22 protein-coding genes are annotated in these 25,985 nt (G+C 62.3%); 21 read left to right on the top strand and 1 reads right to left on the bottom strand.

The window, feature by feature from the left end; translation table 11 throughout:
* The first annotated feature begins 212 nt into the window (after positions 1 to 212).
* From ABGT66_RS09135 to metG, 21 genes are read left to right on the top strand one after another with little or no spacing between them, the layout of a single operon-like run.
* Complete coding sequence (locus ABGT66_RS09135) at positions 213 to 566, top strand: LapA family protein (protein ID WP_346690296.1); 354 nt, start codon at positions 213 to 215, stop codon at positions 564 to 566.
* 3 nt (positions 567 to 569) lie between these two features.
* Entirely contained in the window at positions 570 to 2,249 is a 1,680-nt protein-coding gene (locus tag ABGT66_RS09130; protein ID WP_346690294.1) for a DHH family phosphoesterase, read from the top strand.
* A gap of 16 nt (positions 2,250 to 2,265) precedes the next feature.
* The gene (locus ABGT66_RS09125) at positions 2,266 to 4,593 is read left to right on the top strand and encodes a bifunctional (p)ppGpp synthetase/guanosine-3',5'-bis(diphosphate) 3'-pyrophosphohydrolase (protein WP_300264261.1); all 2,328 of its coding nucleotides are present in this window, start codon (positions 2,266 to 2,268) and stop codon (positions 4,591 to 4,593) included.
* Between the two features lie 4 nt (positions 4,594 to 4,597).
* Positions 4,598 to 5,041 (top strand): D-aminoacyl-tRNA deacylase, encoded by a 444-nt coding sequence (dtd, locus tag ABGT66_RS09120; protein WP_346690292.1) that lies wholly within the window; start codon positions 4,598 to 4,600, stop codon positions 5,039 to 5,041.
* Between the two features lie 8 nt (positions 5,042 to 5,049).
* The gene (locus ABGT66_RS09115) at positions 5,050 to 5,679 is read left to right on the top strand and encodes an MBL fold metallo-hydrolase (protein ID WP_303149798.1); all 630 of its coding nucleotides are present in this window, start codon (positions 5,050 to 5,052) and stop codon (positions 5,677 to 5,679) included.
* Between the two features lie 15 nt (positions 5,680 to 5,694).
* Complete coding sequence (gene radC, locus ABGT66_RS09110; RefSeq protein ID WP_346690290.1) at positions 5,695 to 6,378, top strand: DNA repair protein RadC; 684 nt, start codon at positions 5,695 to 5,697, stop codon at positions 6,376 to 6,378.
* 29 nt (positions 6,379 to 6,407) lie between these two features.
* Positions 6,408 to 7,466: a rod shape-determining protein gene (locus ABGT66_RS09105; RefSeq protein ID WP_300264269.1), complete on the top strand. Its 1,059-nt coding sequence runs from the start codon at positions 6,408 to 6,410 to the stop codon at positions 7,464 to 7,466.
* A gap of 9 nt (positions 7,467 to 7,475) precedes the next feature.
* Positions 7,476 to 8,264, top strand: a complete 789-nt coding sequence (mreC, locus tag ABGT66_RS09100; RefSeq protein WP_294195317.1) for a rod shape-determining protein MreC — start codon at positions 7,476 to 7,478, stop codon at positions 8,262 to 8,264.
* Positions 8,261 to 8,728: a hypothetical protein gene (locus ABGT66_RS09095; protein WP_303149790.1), complete on the top strand. Its 468-nt coding sequence runs from the start codon at positions 8,261 to 8,263 to the stop codon at positions 8,726 to 8,728. The genes mreC and ABGT66_RS09095 overlap by 4 nt, the downstream gene beginning before the upstream one ends.
* Positions 8,721 to 10,532 carry a penicillin-binding protein 2 gene (gene mrdA / locus ABGT66_RS09090; RefSeq protein ID WP_346690287.1) on the top strand — a complete coding sequence of 604 codons (1,812 nt, stop codon included), beginning with the start codon at positions 8,721 to 8,723 and terminating at the stop codon, positions 10,530 to 10,532. The genes ABGT66_RS09095 and mrdA overlap by 8 nt, the downstream gene beginning before the upstream one ends.
* Positions 10,529 to 11,203 carry a septum site-determining protein MinC gene (minC, locus tag ABGT66_RS09085; protein ID WP_346690286.1) on the top strand — a complete coding sequence of 225 codons (675 nt, stop codon included), beginning with the start codon at positions 10,529 to 10,531 and terminating at the stop codon, positions 11,201 to 11,203. Before mrdA ends, minC begins: the two co-directional genes overlap by 4 nt.
* A gap of 14 nt (positions 11,204 to 11,217) precedes the next feature.
* On the top strand, positions 11,218 to 12,018 hold the full coding sequence (gene minD / locus ABGT66_RS09080; protein ID WP_300264275.1) for a septum site-determining protein MinD: 801 nt from the start codon (positions 11,218 to 11,220) through the stop codon (positions 12,016 to 12,018).
* Between the two features lie 6 nt (positions 12,019 to 12,024).
* Positions 12,025 to 12,312 (top strand): cell division topological specificity factor MinE, encoded by a 288-nt coding sequence (gene minE / locus ABGT66_RS09075; protein WP_294193596.1) that lies wholly within the window; start codon positions 12,025 to 12,027, stop codon positions 12,310 to 12,312.
* Between the two features lie 35 nt (positions 12,313 to 12,347).
* Positions 12,348 to 13,466 carry a rod shape-determining protein RodA gene (rodA, locus tag ABGT66_RS09070; protein ID WP_346690284.1) on the top strand — a complete coding sequence of 373 codons (1,119 nt, stop codon included), beginning with the start codon at positions 12,348 to 12,350 and terminating at the stop codon, positions 13,464 to 13,466.
* 40 nt (positions 13,467 to 13,506) lie between these two features.
* Positions 13,507 to 15,288 (top strand): TIGR03960 family B12-binding radical SAM protein, encoded by a 1,782-nt coding sequence (locus ABGT66_RS09065; RefSeq protein ID WP_346690283.1) that lies wholly within the window; start codon positions 13,507 to 13,509, stop codon positions 15,286 to 15,288.
* A complete protein-coding gene (locus ABGT66_RS09060; protein WP_346690281.1) occupies positions 15,275 to 15,877 on the top strand; it encodes a TIGR03936 family radical SAM-associated protein in 603 nt (200 codons plus the stop codon). The genes ABGT66_RS09065 and ABGT66_RS09060 overlap by 14 nt, the downstream gene beginning before the upstream one ends.
* A 14-nt stretch (positions 15,878 to 15,891) precedes the next feature.
* The gene (locus ABGT66_RS09055) at positions 15,892 to 17,394 is read left to right on the top strand and encodes an Rne/Rng family ribonuclease (RefSeq protein WP_303149774.1); all 1,503 of its coding nucleotides are present in this window, start codon (positions 15,892 to 15,894) and stop codon (positions 17,392 to 17,394) included.
* Positions 17,369 to 20,791 (top strand): chromosome segregation protein SMC, encoded by a 3,423-nt coding sequence (gene smc / locus ABGT66_RS09050; RefSeq protein ID WP_346690278.1) that lies wholly within the window; start codon positions 17,369 to 17,371, stop codon positions 20,789 to 20,791. The genes ABGT66_RS09055 and smc overlap by 26 nt, the downstream gene beginning before the upstream one ends.
* Positions 20,791 to 21,522: a methyltransferase domain-containing protein gene (locus tag ABGT66_RS09045; RefSeq protein ID WP_346690276.1), complete on the top strand. Its 732-nt coding sequence runs from the start codon at positions 20,791 to 20,793 to the stop codon at positions 21,520 to 21,522. The genes smc and ABGT66_RS09045 overlap by 1 nt, the downstream gene beginning before the upstream one ends.
* A 25-nt stretch (positions 21,523 to 21,547) precedes the next feature.
* Entirely contained in the window at positions 21,548 to 22,381 is an 834-nt protein-coding gene (gene rsmI / locus ABGT66_RS09040) for a 16S rRNA (cytidine(1402)-2'-O)-methyltransferase (RefSeq protein WP_346690275.1), read from the top strand.
* A gap of 3 nt (positions 22,382 to 22,384) precedes the next feature.
* Positions 22,385 to 24,343 (top strand): methionine--tRNA ligase, encoded by a 1,959-nt coding sequence (gene metG / locus ABGT66_RS09035; RefSeq protein ID WP_346690273.1) that lies wholly within the window; start codon positions 22,385 to 22,387, stop codon positions 24,341 to 24,343.
* 164 nt (positions 24,344 to 24,507) lie between these two features.
* Here metG and cysS read toward each other — a convergent pair whose 3' ends face one another.
* Entirely contained in the window at positions 24,508 to 25,914 is a 1,407-nt protein-coding gene (cysS, locus tag ABGT66_RS09030; RefSeq protein WP_346690272.1) for a cysteine--tRNA ligase, read from the bottom strand.
* Between the last annotated feature and the right edge of the window lie 71 nt (positions 25,915 to 25,985).

Here is a 25,985-nt window from a genome sequence, read left to right as displayed (position 1 = left end):
ATGTTACAATACGAATATAAAGAGTGTTACTAATTTGTTACTTATTCGGCAATTCCTAGCGGGTTTTCGCAGTCCTTAGATGTTGAAAAACCTTGAATTTATCGAGCTTTTCTTGCTTCATACATTAATACTATTTATGGTATTATATGTGCTGTATATGAAGATGGGGCGCAGGGCGGATTTCGCGGCCCGCGCCGCAGGAGGGATTTTCGTTGAAAAGTTACGTGCTCGCGATTGTGCTTACCATGTTCCTTTCCGCTCTATTCGCCTTTCAGAATATAGGCGACGTCACAGTAAAGTTCGTCTTCTGGCAGTGGACGCTCCCGCAGGGCGTGTGGGAGGTCGTGCTCTTCTCGACGGGAGCCGCGGTCATGTGGTTCTTCTCGCTCTTCTCGGTCTTTGAGGTGCGCTCGAAGCTTAAGAAGCAGCTCAAGGAAAAGGACGACAAGATAGCCGCGCTCGAGCAGGAGAAGAAAGCTATACTCGACTCCGTTACGGTGAAACAGCAGGCCGCCGAAGCGGCAGAGCAGAAGAGCGGCGAACAACGCACGGAAACGGCGGAATAGTCATTGGTAGTTCGCTGCGCCAAGGATTCTCTCAACATACACACGCAGACGGAAGTATCGGCGCAGATAGCGGCAAGGTTCAACTGCTCTCCCTTTCAGGCGTCTCTGCTTGAGATGCGCGGCCTGACGGCCGACGTTATGCCTAAAGAGGTGGAGAACTGGCTTTCGCCCTATCTGCCGAGGCTTCTCGAAAAGCTCGACCTGGGCGCCGACAACGCGAACGCCGCGGCTCTGGTGCGCGGCCTCGGGCCGTCGTCTGACGTCGTCGTCTACGGCGATTACGACGTGGACGGCATATCTGCGACCGCGATAGCGATGGAGCTCGCACTCTCGAAGGGCGCACACGTGCGCTACTTCATCCCGCACCGCTTCAATCAGGGCTACGGCCTGCACAAGGACGTCGCGCAGGTCATTGCGAAGCGCAAATGCGACCTCGTCATCGTCGTCGACTGCGGCACGCAGGACGTCGAGTCCGTCGATATTCTCAAAAAGAACGGCATCCCCGTCGTAATATTCGACCACCACCTCGTTGAAGGAAAACGCGCGGAGAGCGACACTCTCGTAAATCCGCAGATATGCGGCGACAGCACCGCGAAGCGCCTCTGCGCGACGGCCGTGCTCTGGTGCTGGATATGGCAGAACGAGCTCATGCCGCGCCGCCAGCTTATGAAGCTTCTCGACGCCGTCGCGCTCGCGACGATAGCGGACTGCGTTTCGCTCTCTTCGTCGCTGAACCGCGCGCTCGTTCGCGAGGGCATAAATTCCATACGCTCGAAGGCGCGTCCGGGACTGAACCTGCTGATGGAACAGCTCGGAATATCGCCGTCGTCGATAGACACGGAGGATCTCGCAATGCGCGTCATCCCGTGCCTCAACGCGGCGGGCCGCCTCTACCTCGCCGACCTCGCGGTCGAAGTGCTCTTCCCGGGCAAGGACCTCGCGGGAAAGGTCGGCAAGCTCATCGCGCTGAACCGCAAGCGGCGCGAGCTTTCCACAAAAATACTCGAACAGGTCGACAAGCTTGCCGACGATAAATTCAGATATGTGCTGACGAGCGACGACTGGTCTGTCGGAGTCCTCAGCAGCGTCGCGAGCCGCATCTGCGGCGACAGAAACGCGCCCGTCGCGCTCGCCGCCTCCGTCGGCGGCAGCATAATGCGCGGCACGCTGCGTATGCCCGCAGGCGGAGACGCGGTCGGCGTGCTCAAGCAGCTTGCGCCGCTTCTCAACACGTGGGGCGGCCATCGCCTCGCGGCGGGCTTCAGCGTCAAGATGGAGAACTGGCAGACCGTGCGCGAGAAGATGGAGGAGATACTCTCGGGAGTCAAGGTCGTCGGAGAGAAGGAAGAGCTGCTCTTCTGGAACCCCGCGAACCTCGACATGAAGACCTGGACGGAGGCCTCCGCGCTCGGCCCCTTCGGCATGGACAACCCCGCGCCGATGCTCTACGCACCGTACAACGGCAAGATGTCGCTCTCGCCGCTCGGCAAGGGCGGCAAGCACGTCAAGGTCTCCCTCGGCCCCGTCTCGCTGCTCGCGTTCGGAGCCGCGGACATGTTCAGCGGCGGCTGCGGCTGGCTCGACGGCTGGGTCTACAAGCCGCGGCTCGACACGTGGCGCAACGTCACGTCGCTTCAGTTCGTTCTTGAAAAAATGGTAGCGAGAGAATCAAAAACCGAATGAAAGAGGGCGGTCGGCAGTGAGCGAAGAAAAGAAAAGCGGCGCCGTCAACGTCAGGTCGGCTCATCTTTCCGAAATAGGCGGCACCAGAGGATTTTCCATCGGCGAAAAGGAAAACCGCGCCCTTATGGAAGGCTACTGGGGGCGCATACCTGAGGACCAGCGCGTCACGTCGCTCCGCCTCGCGTGGCAGGACCTGTGGAGCAAGGCCTCGCTCTATATGCCTAAGGAGGACATGAAGGCGGTCGGCGAGACCTTCGTCTTCTCCTCCGAGGCGCACGGCAGCCAGCGCCGCTACACCGGCGAGCCGTACATAATCCACACAGTCAGCGTAGCCTCGATACTCGCGGGCATGGAGATGGACCGCGAGACGATAATCGCGGCTCTGCTCCACGACGTGCTCGAAGACACGAGCTTCACCGGCGAACAGCTGAAAGAGCGCTTCGGCGAGGACGTCGTGACGCTCGTCGACGGCGTCACCAAGCTCGGAAAATTACAGTTCAAGTCGGTCGAGGAATACCAGGCGGAGAACCTTCGCAAGATGTTCGTCGTAATGGCGAAGGACATCCGCGTCGTGCTCATCAAGCTCGCCGACCGTCTCCACAACATGCGCACGATATCGTCGCACCGCCGCGAGAAGCAGCTTTCGATAGCGCGCGAGACGCTCGAAATATACGCGCCGCTCGCGCACCGTCTCGGAATATATCAGGTCAAGCGCGAGCTCGAAGACCTTTCCTTCAGAATACTCGACCCGGAGATGTACTATGACATCAAGCGCCGCGTGCGCAAAAAGCTGCCCGAGCGCGAGATGATAATAAAAGAGGCGATGGACATCCTCTCGAACAAGCTGCGGGAGGAGGGCATCGAGGCCTCGATAAAGGGACGCCCGAAGCATTTCTATAGCATCTACGAAAAGATGCGCCGCAAGAACCTTTCGCTGGAGCAGCTCTACGACCTTCTCGCGCTACGCGTCATAGTCAAGACCGTCGGCGAGTGCTATCAGGTGCTCGGCCTTGTCCACACGATATGGAAGCCGATACCGGGGCTCTTCGACGACTACATAGCGAACCCGAAGAGCAACATGTACCAGTCGCTGCACACCACCGTCGTCGGCCCGAACGGGGACCCGCTCGAGGTGCAGATAAGGACGAAGGAGATGCACTTCCTCGCCGAGTACGGAATCGCCGCCCACTGGAACTACAAGGAGGGCGGGCAGAAGGTCGACAACCTCGACAAGGGGCTCACGTGGATACGCAAGGCGCTCGAAACCTCGGCGGAGGGGCGCGACAGCGACGAAGCGCCGGCCGGCGCGCAGTTCATGGACAACCTCAAGACGGACGTGCTTTCGAGCGACGTTTTCGTCTTCACGCCAAAGGGCAAGGTTGTCTCTGTGCCGAACGGATCGACCTCGATAGATTTCGCCTACGCGATACACACGGAGATTGGACACAAATGCGTGGGCACGATGATAAACGGGCGCATCGCGCCGATGGACCAGGAGCTTCAGAACGGCGACATCGTCCGCATACTGACATCGCCGCAGGGCAAGCCCTCGCGCGACTGGCTCAAGATTGCGAAATCCAGCAGAACGCGCGCGAAAATCAAGTCGTGGTTCCGCCAGCAGGAGCGTCAGGAGCGCGAGGAAAAATCCCGCCGCGGGCGCGAGCTTCTTGAGAAAGAGGCGTCGCGCAGGAACCCGGGCGTGGAGAACCCGCTTGAGCCGATATCGCCGCAGCTCGCCCATATCGCGCGCGAGCTCGGCTACGCGAGCCTCGACGAGCTAGTTATAGCCGTCGGCAGCGGAAACCACTCGCCGTCGAGCATCTTGGGCCGCATCACGCCGGAGACGCCGAAGACCCCGGTCGCCGAACCGCAGCCCGCGGCGCAGCCGCCGCAGCAGCGCAAGGAGGCCGACTCGGAAATCGTCGTCGACGGCACGCAGGGCGTGCTCGTCACGCTCGCGCAGTGCTGCCGCCCGATACCCGGCGACGCGATAACGGGCGTCGTGACGCAGAGCCACGGCATCTCCGTCCATAGAAAAGACTGCGTCAACATCGAAAAAAGCGACCCGGCGAAGCACGTCGCCGTCTCGTGGGGTGTGCCGAAGAACACGCGCTACACGGCGCGGCTCAAGATAGAGGGGACGGACAAGCCGTCGCTGCTCGCCGACATCGTCCAGACGATTACGGTGATGGACGGCCTCGTCTCGAACGTCAGGTCGAGCCTTGTGAACAATACGCGCACGCGCGTCGTCGCCGACGTGCAGGTGAAGGATCTGGAGCACCTGTACCGCATAATGGCGAAGCTGAACAACCAGTCGGGGATACTCGACGTGACCAGGGGGTAGTTTTATGAAGGCGCTGCTTCAGCGCGTGACGTCGTCGTCGGTCTCGGTCGGCGGCGAAACGGTAGGCAAGATCGGAAAAGGCATAACCGTCCTGCTCGGCGTCGTGCCGGAGGACTCGCAGAAGGATATAGACTGGCTCGCGGAGAAGGTCGTGAATCTGCGCATCTTCGACGACGGCGAGGGAAAGATGAATCTTTCCGTGAAGGACGTGGGCGGCGAGATACTCGTGATTTCGCAGTTCACGCTCTGCGGCGACTGCCGGAAGGGACGCCGCCCATCGTGGGCGAAGGCCGCGCCTCCGGCGTTCGCGAACGAAATGTACGAGAAATTCATATCGGCTATAGAAAAAGAGGGCGTGCGGACCGCGCACGGGACGTTCCAGGCCTACATGGCCGTGGACATCCAGAACGACGGCCCCGTGACCCTTATGATAGACACCAAGGAGTGAAGGTTATTATGCACATTAAGAGATTCCCGCTCGGGATGCTGTGGACGAACTGCTACCTTATCTGGGACGACGAGGACAACGGCTTCGCCGTCGACCCGGGCGGTCCCGCGCAGGAGGTCATAGACTTCATCAATATGCACCACATCAAGCTCGACATGGTGCTGCTGACGCACGGCCACAATGACCACATCGCTGGCGTCGAGGAGCTGCGCGGCATAGCGGCGCACGGCGTCGCGATACACGAGGATGACGCGGGCTGTCTCGAAGACCCGTCGCGGAATCTTTCGACGATGATGGGCGAGCTCGTCTCCGTGCATAAGGCGGACAGGCTGCTGCACGACGGCGACAAGCTGACGGTCGGCAAAATGACGCTCGACGTCATCCACACGCCTGGCCATACGCCGGGCGGCATATCCGTGATAGTCAGCGACGGCGAGGAAAAAATAATGCTTTCGGGCGACACGCTCTTCGCGCGCTCGGTGGGCCGCAGCGACCTGCCCGGCGGCGACGAGGAGGTGCTTCTCGAATCTCTGAAAAAGTTCGAGAACCTTCCCGACTGCATGCGCGTCCTCCCGGGCCACGGGCCGGAGACGACGATAGGAGCCGAAAGGGCTCACAACCCGTTCTGGCCCAGATAAGCGGAAAGCTTCGCGATGGACTTCGCGAGCCTGCATGAGGACGAGCGCCCGCGTGAGAAGCTGCTGCGCCTCGGGCCGGAGAGCCTGTCGACGGCGGAGCTGCTCGCCGTGATTCTGCGCACCGGCAGACAGGGCGAGGACGTTATGGCGCTCTCGCACGGCCTGCTCTCGCGTATGGGCGGCGTCGAAGGGCTCGCCCGCGCGTCGGTGGCGGAGCTCATGCAGGAAAAGGGGCTGAAGGCGGCGAAGGCCGCCTCGCTCGCGGCTTCGATAGAGCTCGGCAAAAGAATAGCGGTCGTGAGCGCCGGCGAGAAAAAGGAATGGAAGAGCCGCCTGCTCTCGATCGCGCTCGAGACGAAATATTCCGACCGCGAGACGATATACGCGCTCTTCCTTGACGCGCGCGACGGCCTCATAGACGAGGCTGAGCTCTCATACGGAGGCATGACGGGGGCCTATCTCGACCTTCCGGTATTCTTCCGCCGTGCGGTCCGCGCGGGAGCCTACGGAGTAGTGCTCATACACAACCATCCTGACGGCTCGCGCTTCGCGAGCCGCGACGACGAACGGCTCACGGAGCACGTCAAAAAGGCGCTCGGCGTGCTCGGCATAAAGCTTAAGCGCCATTACATAGCGGCCGGCGGGGAACTCTTCCCGGTCGGCGGAGCGGAGGACGAAGCGCCGCCGCGCAGGTATTAACGAAAAGAACGGAAAGCGGGGAGCTTTTTTTGTTTAAGTTCAAACCGAACATATTCAACCACGAAATAGGGATAGACATCGGCACTGTGAACACGGTCATCTACGTGAAGTCGAAGGGCGTCACGATAGACGAGCCCTCGGTCATAGCGGTGCGCAACCTCAACCGCAAGGGACAGAAGGAAATCATAGCCTTCGGTGCGGCGGCGAAGAAGATGATAGGCCGCACGCCGGTCGGCATCAGCACGCTGCGCCCGCTCTCGCACGGCGTCATAGCGGACTTTGAGATGACGCGCCACATGATACGCCACTACATGGCGCGCGCCGGAGCCTCCGGTGGTGTATTCTCGCATCCGCGCGTTGCGGTCTGCGTGCCCGCGAGCGTGACCGAGGTCGAAAAGCGCGCCGTCGTCGAGGTAACGCTCGCGGCGGGTGCGAAGGAGGCCTTCGTCGTCGAAGAGCCGCTTGCGGCCGCGGTCGGCATCGGCCTGCCCATCAACGAGGCGCAGGGCAACATGGTCGTCAACATGGGCGGCGGCACATGCGAGGTCGCCGTCATGTCGCTCGGTGGAATAGTCATCAACCAATCACTGCGCGTCGCGGGCGAGGCGATAGACGAGGCGATAGTCTCGCTGCTGCGCCAGAACTACACGCTCGCCATCGGCGAAAGCACGGCGGAGGAGATAAAGATAGCGATAGGCTCCGTCATCCCGCTCGAGCAGGAGCTTCGCATGGACGTCAAGGGGCGCGACCTCGTCGACGGACTGCCGAAGGTCGTCACGATAAGCTCCGAAGAGGTGCGCGACGCGATAGAGCCCATCATCGTGCAGATAGAGGACACGATACGCACGACGCTCGAACGCACGCCGCCGGAGCTGGTGCGCGACATCGTCGACCAGGGCATCGTGCTCTCGGGCGGCACTGCGAACCTTCGCGGCCTCAACATCCGCTTCGCGGACGCGCTGAACGTGCCGATACACATCGCGGAGCAGCCGCTCTATTCCGTGGCCCTCGGCCTCGGCAAGATACTCGAAACGCCGCGGAAGCCGAGCGAGGTTTCCATAACTCTCGACAACAAGCCGGGCGCGTAGGAAAGCGGAATGCGCTTTATAGGAAGGGAGGCGCGCCCGTGGTTCGGCGGCGTCATCTCCGTCGTCGCGGGAGCAGCCGTGCTGCTCGTCATGCTCTCCGCCCCCTCGCTTAAATACGCCGCGGTCGAGTGCGTGAACACGGCGCTCGCCTACCCCGAAAAGCCGGCGCTCTATATACGCAACATCGTGAAGCTCAGCGGCAACTGGGTGCTCGAGCGCGCGACGCTCAACGAACGCGTCGAGCGGCTCGAGCTCGAACGCCAGGCGCTTGCCGAGGCGCTCCAGCGCGCCGGAGCCGTGCCGGCGGCTCCGCGCGAGTCCTACGTCCGCGCCGTCGTGACGCTGCGCTATCCGCAGGACTGGTGGCAGGAGTTCCGCATCGACAAGGGCACGCGCGACGGCGTGGCCGAAAACGCCGCCGTCACCTCGGAGGGCTACTTCGTCGGCCGCGTCGTGCGCGCGGGCGAAAATTACGCGTGGGTCGAGCTCGTAACCTCGTCGTCGTTCCTTCTCGCCGCCGTCGTGGACCAGACGCGCGACCTCGGAGTCGTGAACGGCGACGGCGCGGGACGGCTCAACCTGCTCTATATCCCCGAGGAGCGCAGGCTCAGCCGCGGCATGACCGTATCGACCTCGCTGATGAACGACCTCATCCCGCCGGGGCTGCCCATCGGCACGATAATCGGCGTCGACAAGAACAAAGAGGGCTACACGGAGATGAAGCTCAGCGCGGGCGCGCATCTGACGCAGCTCTATAACGTCGAGGTATTCACAGGCAAGGGGGCGAAGGCGAAATGACGCTGCTCTTCGTCGTCTGGCTTTTGCAGGATTTCGCGCAGCTTCTGCTCATGGGCATCTGCATTGTGCCAGACGTTTTTCTTATGACGGCGCTCTTCATGGCGCTTCTTCCCGGCGTATCGGGCGAACGGCAGACGAAGCTCGTCTGGGCCGCGTTCGTGGGCGGCCTGCTCTGGGACCTGCGCTGGACCAACCTCCCGGGGCTCTCGGCCGCGATCGGCGGCGGCGTCCTCGGCCTTATATGCTTCCTGTGGTACAAGACCCCGGCGCAGGGGCGCACGGCGGGAACCTTCACCGTCTTCGCCGTCCTCACGCATCTGCTTTATTCCGTGATTCACTTCTTTTTCTGGACGATGCCGAGCGGCTCCGCCGTCCGCCAGCTCGCCGTGCAGCAGCTGACGGCCGTGCCGGTCATAGCCGTCTTCTCGTGGCTCTTCTGGAAAGTATATTCCGACCATGGTTAGCGGGCGTTATTCCGGCTTCGACATAATGCGGCGCACGCGCGTCTTTCAGGGCGTCGTCGTCGTTTCGTTGCTGCTGCTCACCGCCGGGCTCTTCTTCTTCCAGATAGCGCAGGGCGACGAATATGTAAAGCTCGCCTCGCGCAACCGCCTCCGCATACTGCGCATCTCAGCGCCGCGCGGCAGCATACTCGACATAAACGGCGCGCCGCTCGCCGTCAACGTGCGCACCTTCAACCTCAGCGGCTATCCCGTGGATTTACAGAAAGACGAGAACGTCAAGGCGACCGCCGCGCTGCTGACGCGCAGCGGCATCCCGATGGACGAGGCGCGTCTGCGCGAGCTCGTCGACAAGCAATATTCCGCGCCCTACCGCGCGATAACCGTCGCGACGAACCTGACCTTCGCGCAGGTCGCGGAGATGATTATGGACCGCGACTTCAAGAAGGCGCTCTTCATAACGCCGGTCTGGAAGCGCACGTACCCCGCCGCGCAGTACGCGGCGCACGTCGTCGGCTACGTCGCGGAAATTACGAAAGAGGAGCTCGAAACGCGCGACAGGGAGCTCTACCGCGGCGGCGACATGATAGGCAAGAACGGCATCGAGCGCGAGTACGAGGACATACTGCGCGGCGCTGCGGGCGAAGAGGTCATCGAGGTCGATTCGCGCGGGCGCAGGCTGCGCAACATCAGCTACGTGAAGACGCAGAAGGGCGGCGACATGACGCTGACGATAGACCTTACGGCGCAGCGCTACGCGGCGGAGCTGATGGGGAAGTTCCGCGGCGCGCTCATCGCGATTGACGTTCACGACGGCTCTATAAGATGCCTTTATTCTTCGCCCTCCTACGACCCGAACCCGCTGACCTGGGGAATATCGAACAAAGAATGGGCCGCGCTGACCGACCACGTCGAGCGGCCGATGATGAACCGCGCGATATCGGGCGCGTACCCTCCGGCCTCGACCTTCAAGGTCATCACCGGCACCGCGATACTCGAAAACAAAATCGCTAACAGGAACACGAAGATCAACTGCCCCGGCTGGTTCGAGCTCGGCAACCGGCGCTTCCGCTGCTGGAAGCGCAGCGGCCACGGCAAGGAGAACGTCACGGACGCGCTGCGCGATTCGTGCGACGTCTACTTCTACGAGCTCGCCTCCAAGATGGGCGTGCGCAAGCTCATGGAGACGGAGGAGAAGTTCGGCGTCGGGCGCAAGACCGGCATCGACCTCTCGGGCGAAGCGTCGGGGACGCTGCCCGGCCCGGAGTGGAAGAAGCGCCGCATCAAGGAAAGCTGGTACGGCGGCGACACGGTCAACAACTCCATCGGGCAGGGCTACGTGCTCATGACGCCGCTGCAGGTGGTGCGGGTCTACGCAGCGCTCGCGAATGGTGGTAAACTGTTGAAGCCGAGGCTCAACACCGCCGCTTCGGTGGAGAGCGAGCCGCTCGGCGTCGACCCCGCCGTGCTGCGCGTGATAAAGCAGGGCGTCGAAGAGGTTACGAAAAGCGGCACGGGACGGATAGCGAGCTCGTTCGGCGTCAGGGTCGCCGGAAAGACGGGAACGGCGCAGAACTCGCAGGGCGACGACCACGCGTGGTTCGCGGGCTACGCGCCCGTCGACAATCCGCGCTACGCGGTCGTTGCGATAGCCGAGGCCGGAAAGGCCGGCTCTTCGCTGACGGGGCCGATGGTCGGCAAGATGCTGAGCTTTTTGATAAACGGCGAAAAATACGCCGAGCCGCAGAAGACGGAGCAGAAGGCTGCTCCGAAGCCGCAGAACGTGAACAGAGGTGCTGGCAGATGATACAGTTGAAAGGCAGACAGGCCGGGGCGCTGAAGTGCGTCATTCCGGCGGACATGAGCGAACGCCAGATGATAGACGGCTTCGCCAAGCTTCTGTCTATGGGCAGCCATCTTTTCGAGGGGAGCGAAATCGTCATAGATTTGCAGACGCGCGTCTTTTCGCCGTCGCTGCTCTCGAAGATATGGAAGAGCTTCATCGAGCCGAGCGGCTGTTTCGTCAAGGAATGGATAGTCGCCGACGAGCGTTCGCGCGTATGGCTCGACCGCATGGGCTTCCGCACCGCCGAGACCGACAGGCTCTACTCGAAGCGCGAAGCGGCGGCCCCCGCGCAGCGCGCGGCGTCCGAAACCTTCGTCCACGCGGGAACGGTGCGCGGCGGGCAGAAGATAGCGCACGACGGCGACGTGATAGTGATAGGCAACGTCAACCAGGGGGCCGAGATAAGCGCCTCGGGCAACGTGACCGTGATAGGCCGCCTCAACGGATTGGTCCACGCCGGATGCGGCGGGGACGACGGCAAGACGATCGTCGCGCGCTCGCTCGAGACGGGGCAGATACGCATCGGCACGAAGGTCGGAATAATAGACAAGAGCTCCATCTTCTGGGGCAAGTCTGTTTTTATAAAAATTTCAGAAAACGAGGTGCAGGTCATTCCGTGGCCTGCGCTGTAAAGGAGGACACTGTTTTGGACTGCAGGACGATAGTCATCACCTCCGGCAAAGGCGGCGTCGGCAAGACGACGACGACCGCGAACCTCGCCGCCGCCCTCGCATCGGACGGGTACAAGGTCGTCGCCGTCGACGGCGACGTCGGACTCCGCAACCTCGACGTGATAATGGGCCTTGAGAACAGAATAGTCTACACGCTCATCGACGTCATCGAGGGGAACTGCCGCCTCAATCAGGCGCTGATTCGCGACAAGCGCCTCGACAACCTCTACATGATACCGACAGCACAGTCGAAGACGAAGGACGCCGTCTCCGCGGAGCAGATGGAAGAGCTCTGCGCGCAGCTGCGCCCCGACTTCGACTTCATACTCATAGACAGCCCCGCGGGCATCGAGGCGGGCTTCCGCAACGCCGCGGCGGGCGCGGACGAGGCGCTCGTCGTGACGACGCCCGAGGTCTCCGCGGTACGCGACGCCGACAGGATAATCGGCCTTCTCGAATCGATGGAGAAGGCTCCGATACAGCTCATCATCAACCGCATCCGCCCCGACATGGTGAAGCGCGGAGAGATGCTCGGCGTGCAGGACGTGCTCGACATATTGGCGGTCGACCTCGTCGGCGTGATTCCGGACGACGAATCGATAGTCGTCTCGTCGAACCGCGGCGAGCCTCTGACGCTCGGCAGCGGCTCAAAGGCGGGGCAGGCCTATAAAAATATCGCGAAGCGGCTCTGCGGAGCGGAGGTGCCCTTCATGGATCTCTTCAAGGAAGAGGGCGGCTTCTTCGCATCGCTTCGCCGCATGTTCTCGAAGGGGTAGTCCGTCATGGGACTCTTCGACGGCATCTCCAAGCTCTTCGGCGGGCAGAAAAGCGGCGCTGTGGCGAAGGAACGGCTCCAGCTCGTGCTCATACACGACAGGAACGACATTTCGCCGGAAGTGCTGACCGCGCTGCGCGCCGACCTGATCAACACGATTAAGAAATATTTAGAGATAGACGAGAGCGGGATAGAGCTCGACCTCAACCGCGAGGATCATTCCGTCGCGCTGCTCGCGAGCATACCGCTCAAGAATATGCAGCGCCCCGTGCGGGGAAGGAAGAAGGAGGCGTAGCGGCGGCAGCTTTAGCGTCCTCCGCTTTTTCGTAAATGGCCGAGAAGTTCCATACGAGCTGGGCCGACGTCCGCGCCTACACGGACTGGGCAATGGTTCTCGTCACGCTCGTGCTTTTCTGCTGCGGCCTCGCCGCGATATACAGCGCGAGCGCGTCGTTCGCATCGGGCGACGCGGTCTCCGGCTTCGTCGTGCGCCAGTGCGTCTGGGGCGCGCTCGGGGCGTGCGCCTACCTCGCCGTAGTCAAGCTCGACTACCGCAACGCTATGCGGTTCGCGTGGCCGATGTTCGGCGCGATGCTCGCGATGCTCGCGCTGCTGCTGATAATCGGGCACACGGCCAAGGGCGCGCAGAGCTGGTTCAACCTAGGCTTCTTCCGTTTCCAGCCGTCGGAGCTCGGCAAGGTCGTCTTCGCGCTCGTGATGGCGAAGCTCTGCACCGCGCTGCCGCCCTACACGGTCAAGGGGCTCGCGGCGGCGCTCGCGGCCGCGGGCTCGATAATGGCGCTCGTCATGCTCCAGCCGGACCTCGGAAGCACGCTCGTCTACGCCGTAATGCTCGCCGCGGTGCTGATTGCGGCGGGGACGCCGGTCAAGGTGCTCGCGGGCATGGCCGCGGCGGGGCTCGCGATGCTGCCGCTCGGATGGATGGTGTTGAAGCCCTATCAGCGCATGAGGCTGCTCGTATTCATCGACCCGACCGTGGACCCGCAGGGCGCGGGCTACAACGTCATACAGTCGCGCATAGCGGTCGGCTCTGGCGGCCTTTTCGGAAAGGGGTTTATGCACGGCACGCAGGGAAAGCTTCACTTCCTGCCGGAGCCGCATACGGATTTTATATTCAGCGTATTCTCGGAGGAGTTCGGCTTCGCCGGCTGCGTCGTGGTGCTCTTTCTCTTCGGCGTGCTGCTGCTGCGCGTGCTCGCGGTATCGCAGTACACGAAGGACGTGCGCGCGAAGCTGATGTGCGTCGCAATCGCAGCGTGGCTATGGTTCCAGATTTTCGAGAGCGTCGCGATGAGCATGGGGCTCGCGCCCGTGACGGGGCTGCCTCTGCCGCTCTTCAGCTACGGCGGCAGCTCGCTGCTCGTCATATGCATCGCGCTCGGCCTCGTGCAGAGCGCGCACATAGCGGCGCGGCGCGAACGCTTCTGAGGCGGAATAAAAGGTTTTTAGCTTTAGGGGGAAATTTTATATGCAGGGAATAACAGACGAGGCCAGGCTGCGCGAGCTGCTCTCGGCGGTCAAGCGCCCGTCGCGCTACATCGGCGGGGAGTGGGGAAGCGGCCCCGTCAAGGAGGACGCGGAGGTGCGTATCTGCTACGCCTTCCCGGACCTCTACGAGGTCGGCATGAGCTACCTCGGCTTCCAGATTTTGTACGCTCTTACGAAGTCGATACCGTACGCCGACGCCGAGCGCGTCTACGCGCCGTGGCCCGACATGGAGCGCGCGATGCGCGAGACCGGCACGCCTATATGGGCGCTCGAAAGCAAGCGCGGCCTGCGCGATTTCGACGCGGTCGGCTTCACGCTTCAATACGAGCTCTCTTACACGAACATACTGACGATACTAGACCTCGCGGGGATTCCGTTCCGTTCGGAGCGGCGTGGCGAGGACTGCCCGCTGATACTCGCGGGTGGGCCCGGCGCTCTGACGCCGGAGCCGCTCGCGCCATTCGTCGACGCCTTCCTCGTCGGCGACGGCGAGGCGCTTATACCCGACGTGCTCGAAGCTCTGCGCGGTACGAAGGGCGCAAAGCGCGCGGACAAGCTCGCGGCGCTTGCGAAAATCGAAGGCGTCTACGTGCCTCAGTGCTTTGACGGCAAGCCCGTGCGCCGCAGGATAATCGAGAACCTCGACGAGAATTTCTACCACACCTCGATGATAGTGCCGAACACCGGCATCGTCCACGACCGCGTCGCGGTGCAGGTCTTCAAGGGCTGCACGCGCGGCTGCCGCTTCTGCCAGGCCGGCATGATAGACCGCCCTGTGCGCGAGCGCTCCGCGGCCTCGGTCTGCGAACAGGTCAAGACGCTGCTCGACAAGACCGGCTGGGAGGAGGTCGGCCTGCTCTCGCTCGCGACCTGCGACTGGAGCGGAATCACGGAGTCGTTCGAGCGCTTCGCGCCGATGCTGGCGGACAACCAGATAAAGCTTTCGCTGCCGAGCCTGCGCGTCGACGCCTTCTCGGTCGGCCTCGCCGCTGGGCTTGAGACGATGCGCAAGGGCGGCCTGACCTTCGCGCCCGAGGCTGGGACGCAGCGGCTGCGCGACGTGATAAACAAGGGCGTCACAGACGAGGCGATAGACGCGGCCTTCGAGGCGACCTTCGAGCACGGATGGGACCGCGTGAAGCTCTACTTCATGATGGGACTGCCTACGGAGACGCAGGAGGATTTGGCCGGAATACATGAAATCTGCAATCGCGCCGTCGCAGCAGCGAAGCGCCATAAAAAGCGCGGCGACGTGAGCGCCTCGGTCGCGGGCTTCGTGCCGAAGGGACACACGCCCTTCCAGTGGGAAGCGCAGCTTTCGCGCGAGGAGCTGCGCGAGCGCGGCCGCTGGCTCAAAAGCAGCCTGCGCAACAGAAAGGTGACGCTCGCCTACCATGAGCCGGAGCAGACCTTCCTCGAAGGCGTCTTCGCGCGCGGCGACGCGCGTCTCGCGGACGCGATAGAGGAGGCGTGGCGCCGCGGCGCGCGCTTCGACGGGTGGAGCGAGTTCTTCGACTTCGAGCGCTGGGAAAAAGTTTTCAACGACCTTGAAATAGACGCGGCGGCATACACGGGGGCGAGATGCCTCGACGCGAAGCTGCCGTGGGACCACATAGACTGCGGAGTATCGAAGGAATATCTCATGCGCGAGCGCGCGAAGGCGCTCGCCGCTGAGACAACGCGCGACTGCCGCCTCGGCTGCAACGGCTGCGGCTGGCAGGGGCTCGCGAACGTCGGGAGGTGCGCGCGTGAGCAGGATTAGGATTTTATTCGAGAAGCGCGGGCTCTTCGTCTTCGTCAACCACATGGACCTGCCCGTGGTGTTTTCGCGCGCGGCGCGGCGCGCCGGCCTCGTCCAGGAATTTACGCAGGGCTTCTCGCCTCACCCGAGGATAAGCCTCGCGCCGCCGCTTGCGATAGGCGTCGAGGGGCTCGCCGAGCCCGCGGATTTCTGGTTCGAGCAGTGGAATTCGGAAGCTGCCCGCAGGTGGAGCGAAGCACTGCCCGGCGGGTTGAAAATATTGAAATGGGCGGAAGTCGACGGCGTGAGCCTCGCGAAGCTTGCGGAGGCGGCGCTTTACCGCGTGCGCGGCGCCTCGGCTCCCTTCGGCGAAAAAGAGGCCGCGGCGCTGGCGGAGGAGGCCGGGCGCATAAACGCGCTTCTTGACTGCCGCGTCGAGGACGGCTCCGTGCTTCTCGCGGTGCGCGACCTCGAGCACTGCGGCGCTGGGCTCTTCGTCAAGGCGCTCGCGGCGGCCGGGCTCTGCTCCGGCTGGGGCGGCCTGCGCATGGAGCGGCTCGCCGTCGGCGGATGGGACGAAGAAAAACGTTCCGTCGTCCCGCTCGTTTAGGAGGTTTTTGCATCATGGCCGGATGGTCGAAAAAAATAATCGCGAACCTCATCGACCCCGAGGAGACGAGGATTGCGATAACGGACGAAAGGGGAAAGCTCTGCGACTTCTTCATAGAGCGTATGCTCGAGCACCAGCGCACGGGCGAGATATACAAGGCGCGCGTCGACAGCGTGCTGCCGGGCATGAACTCGGCGTTCCTCAACCTCGGCGACGGGCGCAACGGCTTCCTCTACCTCGACGACGTCAAGGGCAAAGAGGTGCGCCCGGGCATGGATATGCTCGTGCAGGTCGTCAAGAACGCGCGCAAGGGCAAGGGCGCGCGCGTATCGCCGCGCATATCGTTAGCGGGGCGTTACATGGTGCTGATTCCCGGCGGGCACGAGACCGGCGTCTCGAAGCGCATCGCAAGCGACGAAGAGCGCGCGCGCCTGCGCTCCGTCGCGAAGGAGATACGGCCCAAGGGCTTCGGCATAATCATCAGGACCGTCGCCGAGAACTGCGACATCGAAAGCCTTCGCGGCGACGTCGAGAACCTCGTCGCCCAGTGGGGCGAGATTGAGCACAGGATGAAGCAGAACAGCGCGCCGTGCCTCATACACAAGGACATCGGCCTGCTGGAGCGCGTGCTGCGCGACGAGCTGACGGACGAAGTGGACGAAATAGTCATCGACAGCGAGGACGAGCGCGAGAATATCGAAGCGGTCGTAAAGAAATTCTTCCATGAGAACGTCCCCGAGGTCAACGTCTGCACGGCGCGGACGCCGCTCTTCGAGCTCTACGGCCTCGAGAACCAGATAGAGGAGCTTCAGGACCGCAAGGTCTGGCTCAACTCGGGCGCATATCTCGTCATCGACCAGACCGAGGCGCTCACCGTCATCGACGTGAACACCGGCAAGTTCATCGGCTCGAAGAACCTCAACGACACGGTGCTCAAGACGAACCTCGAAGCCGCGGTAGAGATAGCGCGCCAGCTCCGCCTGCGCGCGCTCGGCGGCATAGTCGTCGTTGACTTCATAGACATGGAGAACGAGAGCGACAACAAGGCGCTGATTCAGCAGCTTCAGGAGCTTTTCAAAAACGACCGCTGCAAGGCGCGCGTCTACGGCGTGACGGGGCTCGGCCTCGTCGAGATAACGCGCAAGCGCGCGCGCACCGACGTCCGCGCGGCGCTGATGCGCGGCTGCCCCTTCTGCGGCGGCCTCGGTGCGGTGCAGAAGGAGGAGGGCGTCGCGATGCACATTAAGCGCTTCATACGCAAGATAACGGCGTCGTCGAAGTCCGAAGCCCTGCTCGTCGAGTGCTATCCCGCGGTCGCGGAGTACATCCGCGACACGTTCCTTCCCGCATGGGAAGAGGAGTTTGAAAGGAAAATATTCATCCGCGCATGTCCCGAGACGGCGTGGAGCAAATACCGCCTCGACTGTCAGGGGCCGCTCTCGCAGGTGGAGCACCGCATAAGCGTGCTTCAGAAGAGAGAGGGACGGAACGTTGTATATAGATCGCCTTCAGCTTAAAGGCTTCAAAAGCTTCGGCGGCACGCACGAACTTATACTCTCCCCGGGCTTCACGGCGATTGTCGGGCCGAACGGCAGCGGCAAGAGCAACCTGCTCGACGCGCTGCGCTGGTCGCTCGGCGACAGCACGGCGTCGCGGCTGCGCGTGAACCGGCAGAGCGGCCTGCTGTTCCTCGGCTCGCAGAGCCGCGAGGCGGCGAAGGAGGCCGAGGTCTCGCTGCGGCTGCGCGAGGGCGACAAAATCTGCACGATTAAGCGCCGCGTCACAGCGCCGGACGGGACGACGAGCCTCTTCGTCGACAACGAGCGCAAGACTCTGACCGAGCTCGACGAGGTAAAGCGAAGCTGGAAGCTCGAGGGCGACCGCTTCGCCTTCATCGGACAGGGCGAGGTGCAGGAGGTGCTCAAGCAGAGCCCATCCGAGCGTCGCATGAGGCTTGAGACGCTCTTCGGAATAGACATTTACAGGAAAAAGCGCATGGACGCGCAGAACAGGCTAGAGACGGTGCGCGGCGACTACGACCAGCTGCGCAACCTCATGGGCGAGCTCTCGGCGCGGCGCGCGGAGATTGCGCCCGAGGTCGAGCGCGCGGCGCAGATGCGCGCGATACTCGACGCGATGGACGGCGACCGCCGCGGGCTCTACTGGCTGCGGCGCGCCGGATGCGAGGAGACTATCGCGCGCATCGCGGCGGAGCTTGAAGCGGCGCTGTCGCAGCGTGAAGGCTCCGTCTTCTGGGCGCGCTTCTGGAAGAGCGCCGGAGCGCGCGCCGAGGACAAGCTTTCGCAGGCCTCGCGCGAACACAGCCAGCAGAAGTACGAGCTCGAACAGAGCCGCGCGCGCTTCGACGCGCTGATAAAATCGGGCTACGCCTCCGCGGCTAACCTGCGCGGCGCGAAGGCGCGCCTCGCGGAGGCCCGCGAGGAATACGAATCATCAAAGGAACATTACTCCGAGCTTCTCGAAGAACAGAAAAAATCGATAGACGGCAACAAAAAGGCGCGCGAAGAGGTCGAAAAGGCCCGCCGCGCCGTCGAGGCCGTCGGCAAAAAATGGGACGCCTACAACGAGCGCATGGAGAAGACGCGCCGCGAGCGCGAGGAGTGGAACAAAGAGAAGGCGCGCCTCGACGCGGAGCTGCAAAAAAGCCGCGCGAAGCTCGGCTTCCTCGGCCGCGACCTTCTCGAACTGCGCAATAAAAAAGAGCAGGCCCCCGACGGGCGCAAGGAGCTGGACTTTCAGGCGAAGCTGCTCGAAGCCGAACGCGAGAAGCTGAGCGGCGAACAGTCGGCTCTCGTCAAGGAGCATTCCGAGCTCTACGCGCTCTGCCAGACGCTCGCCGCAGAGCTCCAGCGCGCGAAGCGCGAGGCGGGGCAGCTGCGCTCAAAGCTCAACGACGCCTCGGACGCGCTTCAGGCGGGATTGTACCCGGCGGCGGTCAAGCACCTGCTATCCGCCGCGAAGCTGAAGCGGCTCGACGCAGACCCGCGCGCCGTCGTCGACGCCTTCACGGCTCCGGCCTCGCTCGCCGCGGCGCTTGAAGCCTACCTCGGCGGGCGGCAGTTCCTGCTGCTCGTCGAAGACATGGAAGAGGCCGGCCGCTGCATCAACAGGCTCAAACAGAATGCCGCGGGCGTCGCTTCGTTCCTTCCGCTCGAACGCGCGCGCCCGCGCTATCCGAACAAGGCCTACCGCCTGCCGCCGCGCGGCGTGATAGGCTGGGCGATGGACTTGATAAAGGTCGAGGAACACTGGCGGCCCGCGATAGAGCACGTCATGGGCGACCTGCTCATAGTCGAATCCTACGATGTCGGCAAGGCGCTCGTGCGCGAGGGCTTCCGCGGCCCGATAGTGACGGCGGAGGGCGACGTGTTTCAGCCCGGCGGCACAGTCAGCGGCGGACGCAGCCAGAAGAGCGGGCGCGTGCTTGAAATGAAGGCGCAGGTTGCAAAGCTCGAAGAGGAATACGCGAAGGCCGCCGCGGCAGCGGAAGAGCTGTCGAAAAAATTCAAATCCGCCGAAGACAGGGAAATGTCCGTCTCCGAGCAGAAAGAGCTGTACACGCGCAAAATACGCGAAATTAACGGAAAGATAGCCGTAATAGAGGACCAGAAAGAGGCGCTCGCGAAGGAACAGCGCCGCGCTGCGGGCGAACGCGGACGCATCCTCGATGCGATTAAAGCCGAGGGACAGAACTGGGCCGCGCTGCTTGCCGCGCAGGACGAGCTTGAAGAAAAGCGCGACGCCGCCTCCGACGTCGAGGACGACCACAAGCTCATAGAAGAACGCGAAAGCTGCCGTGCGCGGCTCTCCGTAGCGGAGGGCGCTCTGTCGTCCGGCTTCGCGCTGATGGAGCGCGTGCGCGGCGAGGTCAAGTCCGCCGAAGGCAAGCTGCGCCGCCTCGAAGAAGAAATATCATCGCTCGACCAAAGCTGCGTGCGCGAGCGTGCGAACCTCGCGCGCGTCGGCGGCAGCTGCCTCGAAATACACAACCGCCGCAAGGAGCTGCTTGCGGGCATGGAGGAGCGCGGCGAGCTCTACGCGAAGCTTGAAAAGCTCAAAGCCTTCGTCGCCGCGCGCCGGAACGCAGCCGACGAAAGAATGCGCGGCGAATCGGAAAAATTCACTCTCGCGCAGTCGAAGAAAAACGAATCCGAACGCGAGCTCGCCGAGCTGATTTCCACGTGGGAGGAGCAGTACCCGTACCAGGGGCCGGAAAACCTGCCGCAGGACGTGACGGCGGAAGAGCTGCGCCGCCGTATCCGCGAGAGCGACCGCAAAATAAAATCCTTCGGAAACGTCGACATGGGCGTTTTGTCTGAGGACCAGAATCTTAAAGACAGGCTCGCCTTCCTCGGCGAGCAGCTCGACGACGTGCGTTCGAGCATGAGCGAGATAGAGCGGCTCATCACCGATGCCGACGCGATGGCGCACAGGCAGTTCACCGAGGCGCTCGTGCGCGTCGACGGCCGCTTCTGCGACATATTCAGCAAGCTGCTGGGCGGCGGCGAGGCGCACCTCACGATGACCGAGGGCGAGACGATATGGAACTGCGGCGTCGACATAGAGGCGCGCTTCCCAGGCAAGCACACGCAGATACTGAGCCAGTATTCGGGCGGCGAATGCACGCTCATCTCGATTTCGCTGCTCTTTGCTACGATGGAGGTCGCGGGCTCGCCGCTCGCCGTCCTCGACGAAGTGGACGCGGCGCTCGACGAGGCGAACCTGCGCCGCTTCAGCGAACTCACGAAAGAATACGCGCGAAACAACAAGCAGATACTCGTCATGACGCACCGCCGCGCGACGATGGAGCGCGCCGACGTGCTCTACGGCGTGACGCTTCAGGAAAAAGGGCTCTCGCAGGTCGTCGGCGTGCGGCTGGAGGATTGGTCGTAATGGAAGCGCACAGCCTTGTGAACGGCGCGCTGCGCCTCGTCCAGCCCGACGAAAAAAGCGGCCTGCGCGTCAACGTCGATACGATACTTCTCGCGCACTTCGCGCGTCCCAAGGCGGGCGAGAGAATTCTGGAAATCGGCTGCGCGCACGGCGCGATTTCGCTGATACTCGCGAAGCGCGGAACGCTGCCCCAGCAGCGCGGCTTCGACGTGACCGGCGTAGACATACGCCCGGACCTCGTCGAGCTCGCGCGCGCCAACGCGGAGAGCAACGGCCTGAAAGCCGAATTTGTCGCAGCCGACGTGCGCGAATACAAAAAAATCGCTCCGGCGCAGAGCTTCGACAGAATAGTGGTGAACCCGCCCTACGACGAAGCGCAGAGCAGCCGCCGCAGCCCGAGCGACGGGCGCGCTGCGGCGCTCCACGGCTCATGCTGCACGCTCGAGGATATAATCAAAGCGGCGCACTATCTTCTGAAAAACCGGGGCAGGCTCGACCTCGTGATGCGCGCGGACAGGACGGGAGAACTTTTCGCGCTGCTCGACAAATATAAGACGCCGCCGAAGATAATGCTCTGCGTCCACCCGAAGCCCGGCGAGCGCGCCTCCGTGACGCTCGTCGAGGCGATGCGCTCGGGTAGCCGCGGCCTCGCCGTTGAGCCGCCGCTCTTCATCCGCGGCGAGGACGGCGAAGAGACGGCGCGGCTCAAAGCCGCCTACGAAATTTTATGAGACGGACGAAAAAGGAGGAAGAGCGATGCCGCTGATAATAGTTCCGACGCCCGTCGGCAACCTCGGGGACATGACGCTGCGCGGCCTCGAAGAGCTGCGCAGCGCGGACGTGATAGCCTGCGAGGACACGCGCCACACGCTGAGGCTGCTGAACCACTTCGGCATAAAAAAGCCTCTGCTCTCGTGCCACGAGCACAACGAGCGCGAGCGCGCGGACGAGATCATGCGCCGCGTCGAGGAGGGGCAGCGCGTCGCGCTCGTCTCCGACGCCGGCACGCCCGGTCTCTCCGACCCGGGCGCTGTAATCGTACGTGAGGCGATAGCGCGCGGCCTGCCCTTCGACGTCCTGCCCGGCGCGAACGCGCTGCTCCCCGCTCTGCTCATCGCGGGAATCGGCATGGAGTCCTTCGTCTTCGTCGGATTTCTCAAAGGCAAAAAAGACGAAAAGCTCGCGCGCCTCGCAGAGCTCAAAAATCTGCGCGAAACGCTCGTATTCTACGCCGCGCCGCACCATCTGCGCGAAGACCTCGCGCTCATGGCGCAGGGGCTCGGCGACCGCCGCGCCGCGCTCGTGCGCGAGATAAGCAAGCTCCACCAGGAGCGCATAGAAGGGACGCTCGCCTCCTTTTGTGATACAATGCCGGAGGAAAAGATACGCGGCGAGTTCGTCTGCGTCGTAGAGGGAGCGCGCGAAACGCAGGACGAAGCGGACGAAAGCGACTGGCGCGAAGAGGTCGCGGCGCTGATAGCGGCGGGCGCGTCGACGAAGGCCGCCGCCGAAGAGATAGCGGCGCGCTTCGGCGTGCAGAAAAACAGCGTAAAAAAATTCATAATAGAAAATTGCATCAGGGAGGCATAAGCGATGTCAGGAAAACCATTTTACATCACGACGCCGATATACTACGTCAACGACGTGCCCCACATAGGCCACGCCTACACGACGATAGCGGCGGACGTCCTGAGCCGCTGGCATAAATCCGGCGGCGACGACAGCTATTTCCTTACGGGAACGGACGAGCACGGGCAGAAGATACAGACCGTCGCCGAGAAGAAAGGCATAACGCCGATAGAGCTCTGCGACGAAGTCGTGCAGAACTTCGAACGCCTCTGGAAAACGCTCAACATCCGGAACGACGACTTCATCCGCACCACGCAGCCGCGCCATGAGAAGGTGGTGCAGGAAGTATTCCGCCGCCTCATGGCCTCGGGCGACATATACAAAGGCGAATACGAGGGCTGGTATTGCGTCCCCTGCGAGACCTACGTACCCGAGGCGCAGATGGCCGAAGGGCAGACCTGCCCCGACTGCCACAGGCCGCTCACGAAGATGACGGAGGAGACATACTTCTTCCGCCTCTCGAAATACACAGAGCCGCTTCTCAAATTCTACGAAGAGCACCCCGACGCGATAATGCCGAAGGAACGCTACAACGAAGTCGTCAGCTTCATAAAGAGCGGCCTGCGCGACCAGTCCATCTCGCGCACGACGCTCAAGTGGGGCATCCCGCTCCCCGGCGACGAAAAGCACGTCATCTACGTATGGTTCGACGCGCTCATCAACTACATCTCGGCTCTAGGCTTCCCCGAGCCCGGCGCGAAATGGGAAAAATACTGGCCCGCGGCGCGCCACCTCGTCGGCAAGGACATCATCCGCTTCCACTGCGTGATATGGCCCGCGATGCTCATGGCGCTAGGACTCACGCCGCCCGTCCGCGTATTCGCGCACGGCTGGTGGACCGTCGAAGGCGAAAAAATGTCGAAATCCCTCGGCAACGTCGTCGACCCCTTTGAAATGGAAAAACTCTACGGCGTGGACACCTTCCGCTACTTCCTTCTCCGCGAAGTCCCCTTCGGACACGACGGAGACTTCTCCGAGCTCGCGCTCGTCCAGCGCATCAACTCCGACCTTGCGAACGACCTCGGCAACCTGCTCTCGCGCTCGCTCCAGATGATCGACAAATACCGCGGGGGAATGCTCCCCGCCTTCGGCGGACAGACGGAGCTTGAAAAAGAGATAGAAGCCCTCGGCGAAAAGACCGCCGCGGACATGGACGCGCTGCTCGACCGCTTCGCCTTCGACGACGCGCTCAAGACGCTCTGGTGCTTTATCGGCCGCGCCAACAAATACATCGACGAGACAGAGCCGTGGAAGCTCGGACGCGAGGGCGACGTCGAGCGCCTCGACACGGTGCTCCGCACGCTCTGGGAAACGTTGCGCCTCGCGGCGATACTCGTCGCGCCCTTCATGCCCGAGACCGCCGCGCGTATATGGGGCCAGCTCGGCCTCGAAGGCGAGCCCGCCGAAGGCGCGCGCGCCGCGTGGAAATGGGGCGAGGGCGGCGAAGGCGTAAAGGTCAACCGCAGCGGAATCCTCTTCCCACGCATCGACATCGAAAAATGGAAGAAAGAGAAAGAACAGCGCGACCTCGAAAAGCGCGCGAAGCTTGACCCGAAAGCCTTCTTCAAATATCAGGAGCCGAAGCCGCAGATAGAATACGACGACTTCGCAAAACTCGACCTCCGCGTCGCGCTCGTCGAAAAAGTCGAAGTAGTGCCGAAAGCAGACAAACTCTACGTGCTGAACCTCGACCTCGGCAACGAGAAACGCGTCATAGTCTCGAGTATCCGCGAGAACTACAAGCCCGAAGAGCTCGAAGGCAAAAAAATAATAGTCCTCTGCAACCTCAAGCCCGCGAAATTCCGCGGCGTCCAGAGCAACGGAATGCTCCTAGCCGCCGAAAGCCCCGAAACGCGCCAGGAAGTCCTGACCCTCCTGACTGTAATGGACGACTCAATACCGGCCGGAAGCAAAATAAGCTAATCGACACTACGAAGATAACACACGCAAACGCCGCCCAAAAGGGCGGCGTTTGCGTATAGCAATCCTCTCAACTTGTCCTGAAGATTTCTTTGACTAAACCGTGCCACGCAATCCCCGCCCGGCGGCGGGGATTGCGTCTGTCGTTTTTTCGCTTCTTTCGCGCGCTATATGTTCCTCTTCCAGCGCGGGCCCTGGGGGGTGTCTTCTATGACGATTCCCTTTGCGGCGAGCATGTCGCGGATCTCGTCGGAGCGCTTGAAGTTCTTCGCCTTTCTCGCTTCGGCGCGTTCTGCGACGAGCGCGTCTATTTCGGCGTCTTCGTCGTTCGCCTTCTGCGCTTCCGGCAGATAGCCGAGAATTTTGTTTGTCTTCTCAAAGAACGCCTCGGCCTCGCGCAGCCCTTCAACGTCTATTTCTTTGTGCTCTGTGAGGTGGACGTTGACGGCGCGTACCATTTCGAAGATGCTGCCGAAAGCTCCGGCGGTGTTGAAATCGTCGTCCATCGCCTCGGTGAAGCCCTCCTGCGCCGCCTTGACGGCTTCACGCAGAGTTTCGTCGGCTTCGCCCGATTCGCGGTTGTCGAGCGCGAAGAGCATGTCGGTGCGGCAGTTGTTGAGACGTTCAAGCGCCGCCTTCGCGTGTTCGAGCCCTTCCTGCGAGAAGTTGAGCGGCGAGCGGTAGTGCACGCTCATAAGGAAGAAGCGCAGGACGAGCGGGCTTATCTTTTCACGCGCGTCGCGCACGGTGAGGAAGTTGCCGAGAGACTTGGACATCTTCTCTTTGTCGATGAGCAGGTAGGCGTTGTGTAGCCAGTACTTGACGAACTGCGCGTCGTTGGCGCATTCGGACTGCGCTATCTCGTTCTCGTGGTGCGGGAAGATGAGGTCGCTGCCGCCGCCGTGTATGTCTATCGTCTTGCCGAGATACTTCGTGGACATCGCGCTGCACTCGATGTGCCAGCCGGGACGCCCCTTGCCCCACGGGCTTTCCCAGAACGGCTCGCCTGGCTTCGCGGCTTTCCAGAGAGCGAAATCTAGCGGGCTCTTCTTTCTTTCGTCAACTTCAATGCGCGCGCCGGCGTTGAGCTCTTCGAGGCTCTGCTTCGAAAGTTTGCCGTACTCCGGGAAGCTCGGCACGCTGAAGTAAACGTCTCCGTCTACTTCATAGGCGTGGCCTTTTTCGATAAGTTTTTCTATTATGTCTATGATGGCAGGAATTTCGTGCGTCGCACGCGGGTTGACCGTCGCGCGGCGGATGCCGAGAGCGTCGGCGTCGGCGTAGTATTCCGCGATATATCTCTCCGCGAGCTCGGCGACGGTGATCCCCATCTCGTTCGCGCGGTTTATCATCTTGTCGTCGATGTCGGTGAAGTTCTGGACGTAGGTCACTTCGTAGCCGACGCTTTCAAGGTAGCGGCGGAATACGTCGAAGAGTACGAAAGGCCGCGCGTTGCCGATGTGGAAGAAGTTGTAGACGGTAGGCCCGCAGACGTAGAAGCGTACCTTGCCCGGCTCTACGGGGACGAAAGTTTCTTTTTTTCTCGTAAGATCGTTGTAGACTGTTAAAGACATTATTTAACTCGCACCTCCGCGATACGTTCTTTCTCAACTGTGTTATTATATCAAGTAATGCTGAACTTTAA

Source organism: uncultured Cloacibacillus sp. (genome assembly GCF_963926575.1).
GTDB classification, from domain to species: Bacteria; Synergistota; Synergistia; order Synergistales; family Synergistaceae; genus Caccocola; species Caccocola faecigallinarum.
The sequence above is the reverse complement of the archived record's forward strand: the minus strand, read 5'-3'. Positions and strand labels throughout refer to the sequence as shown.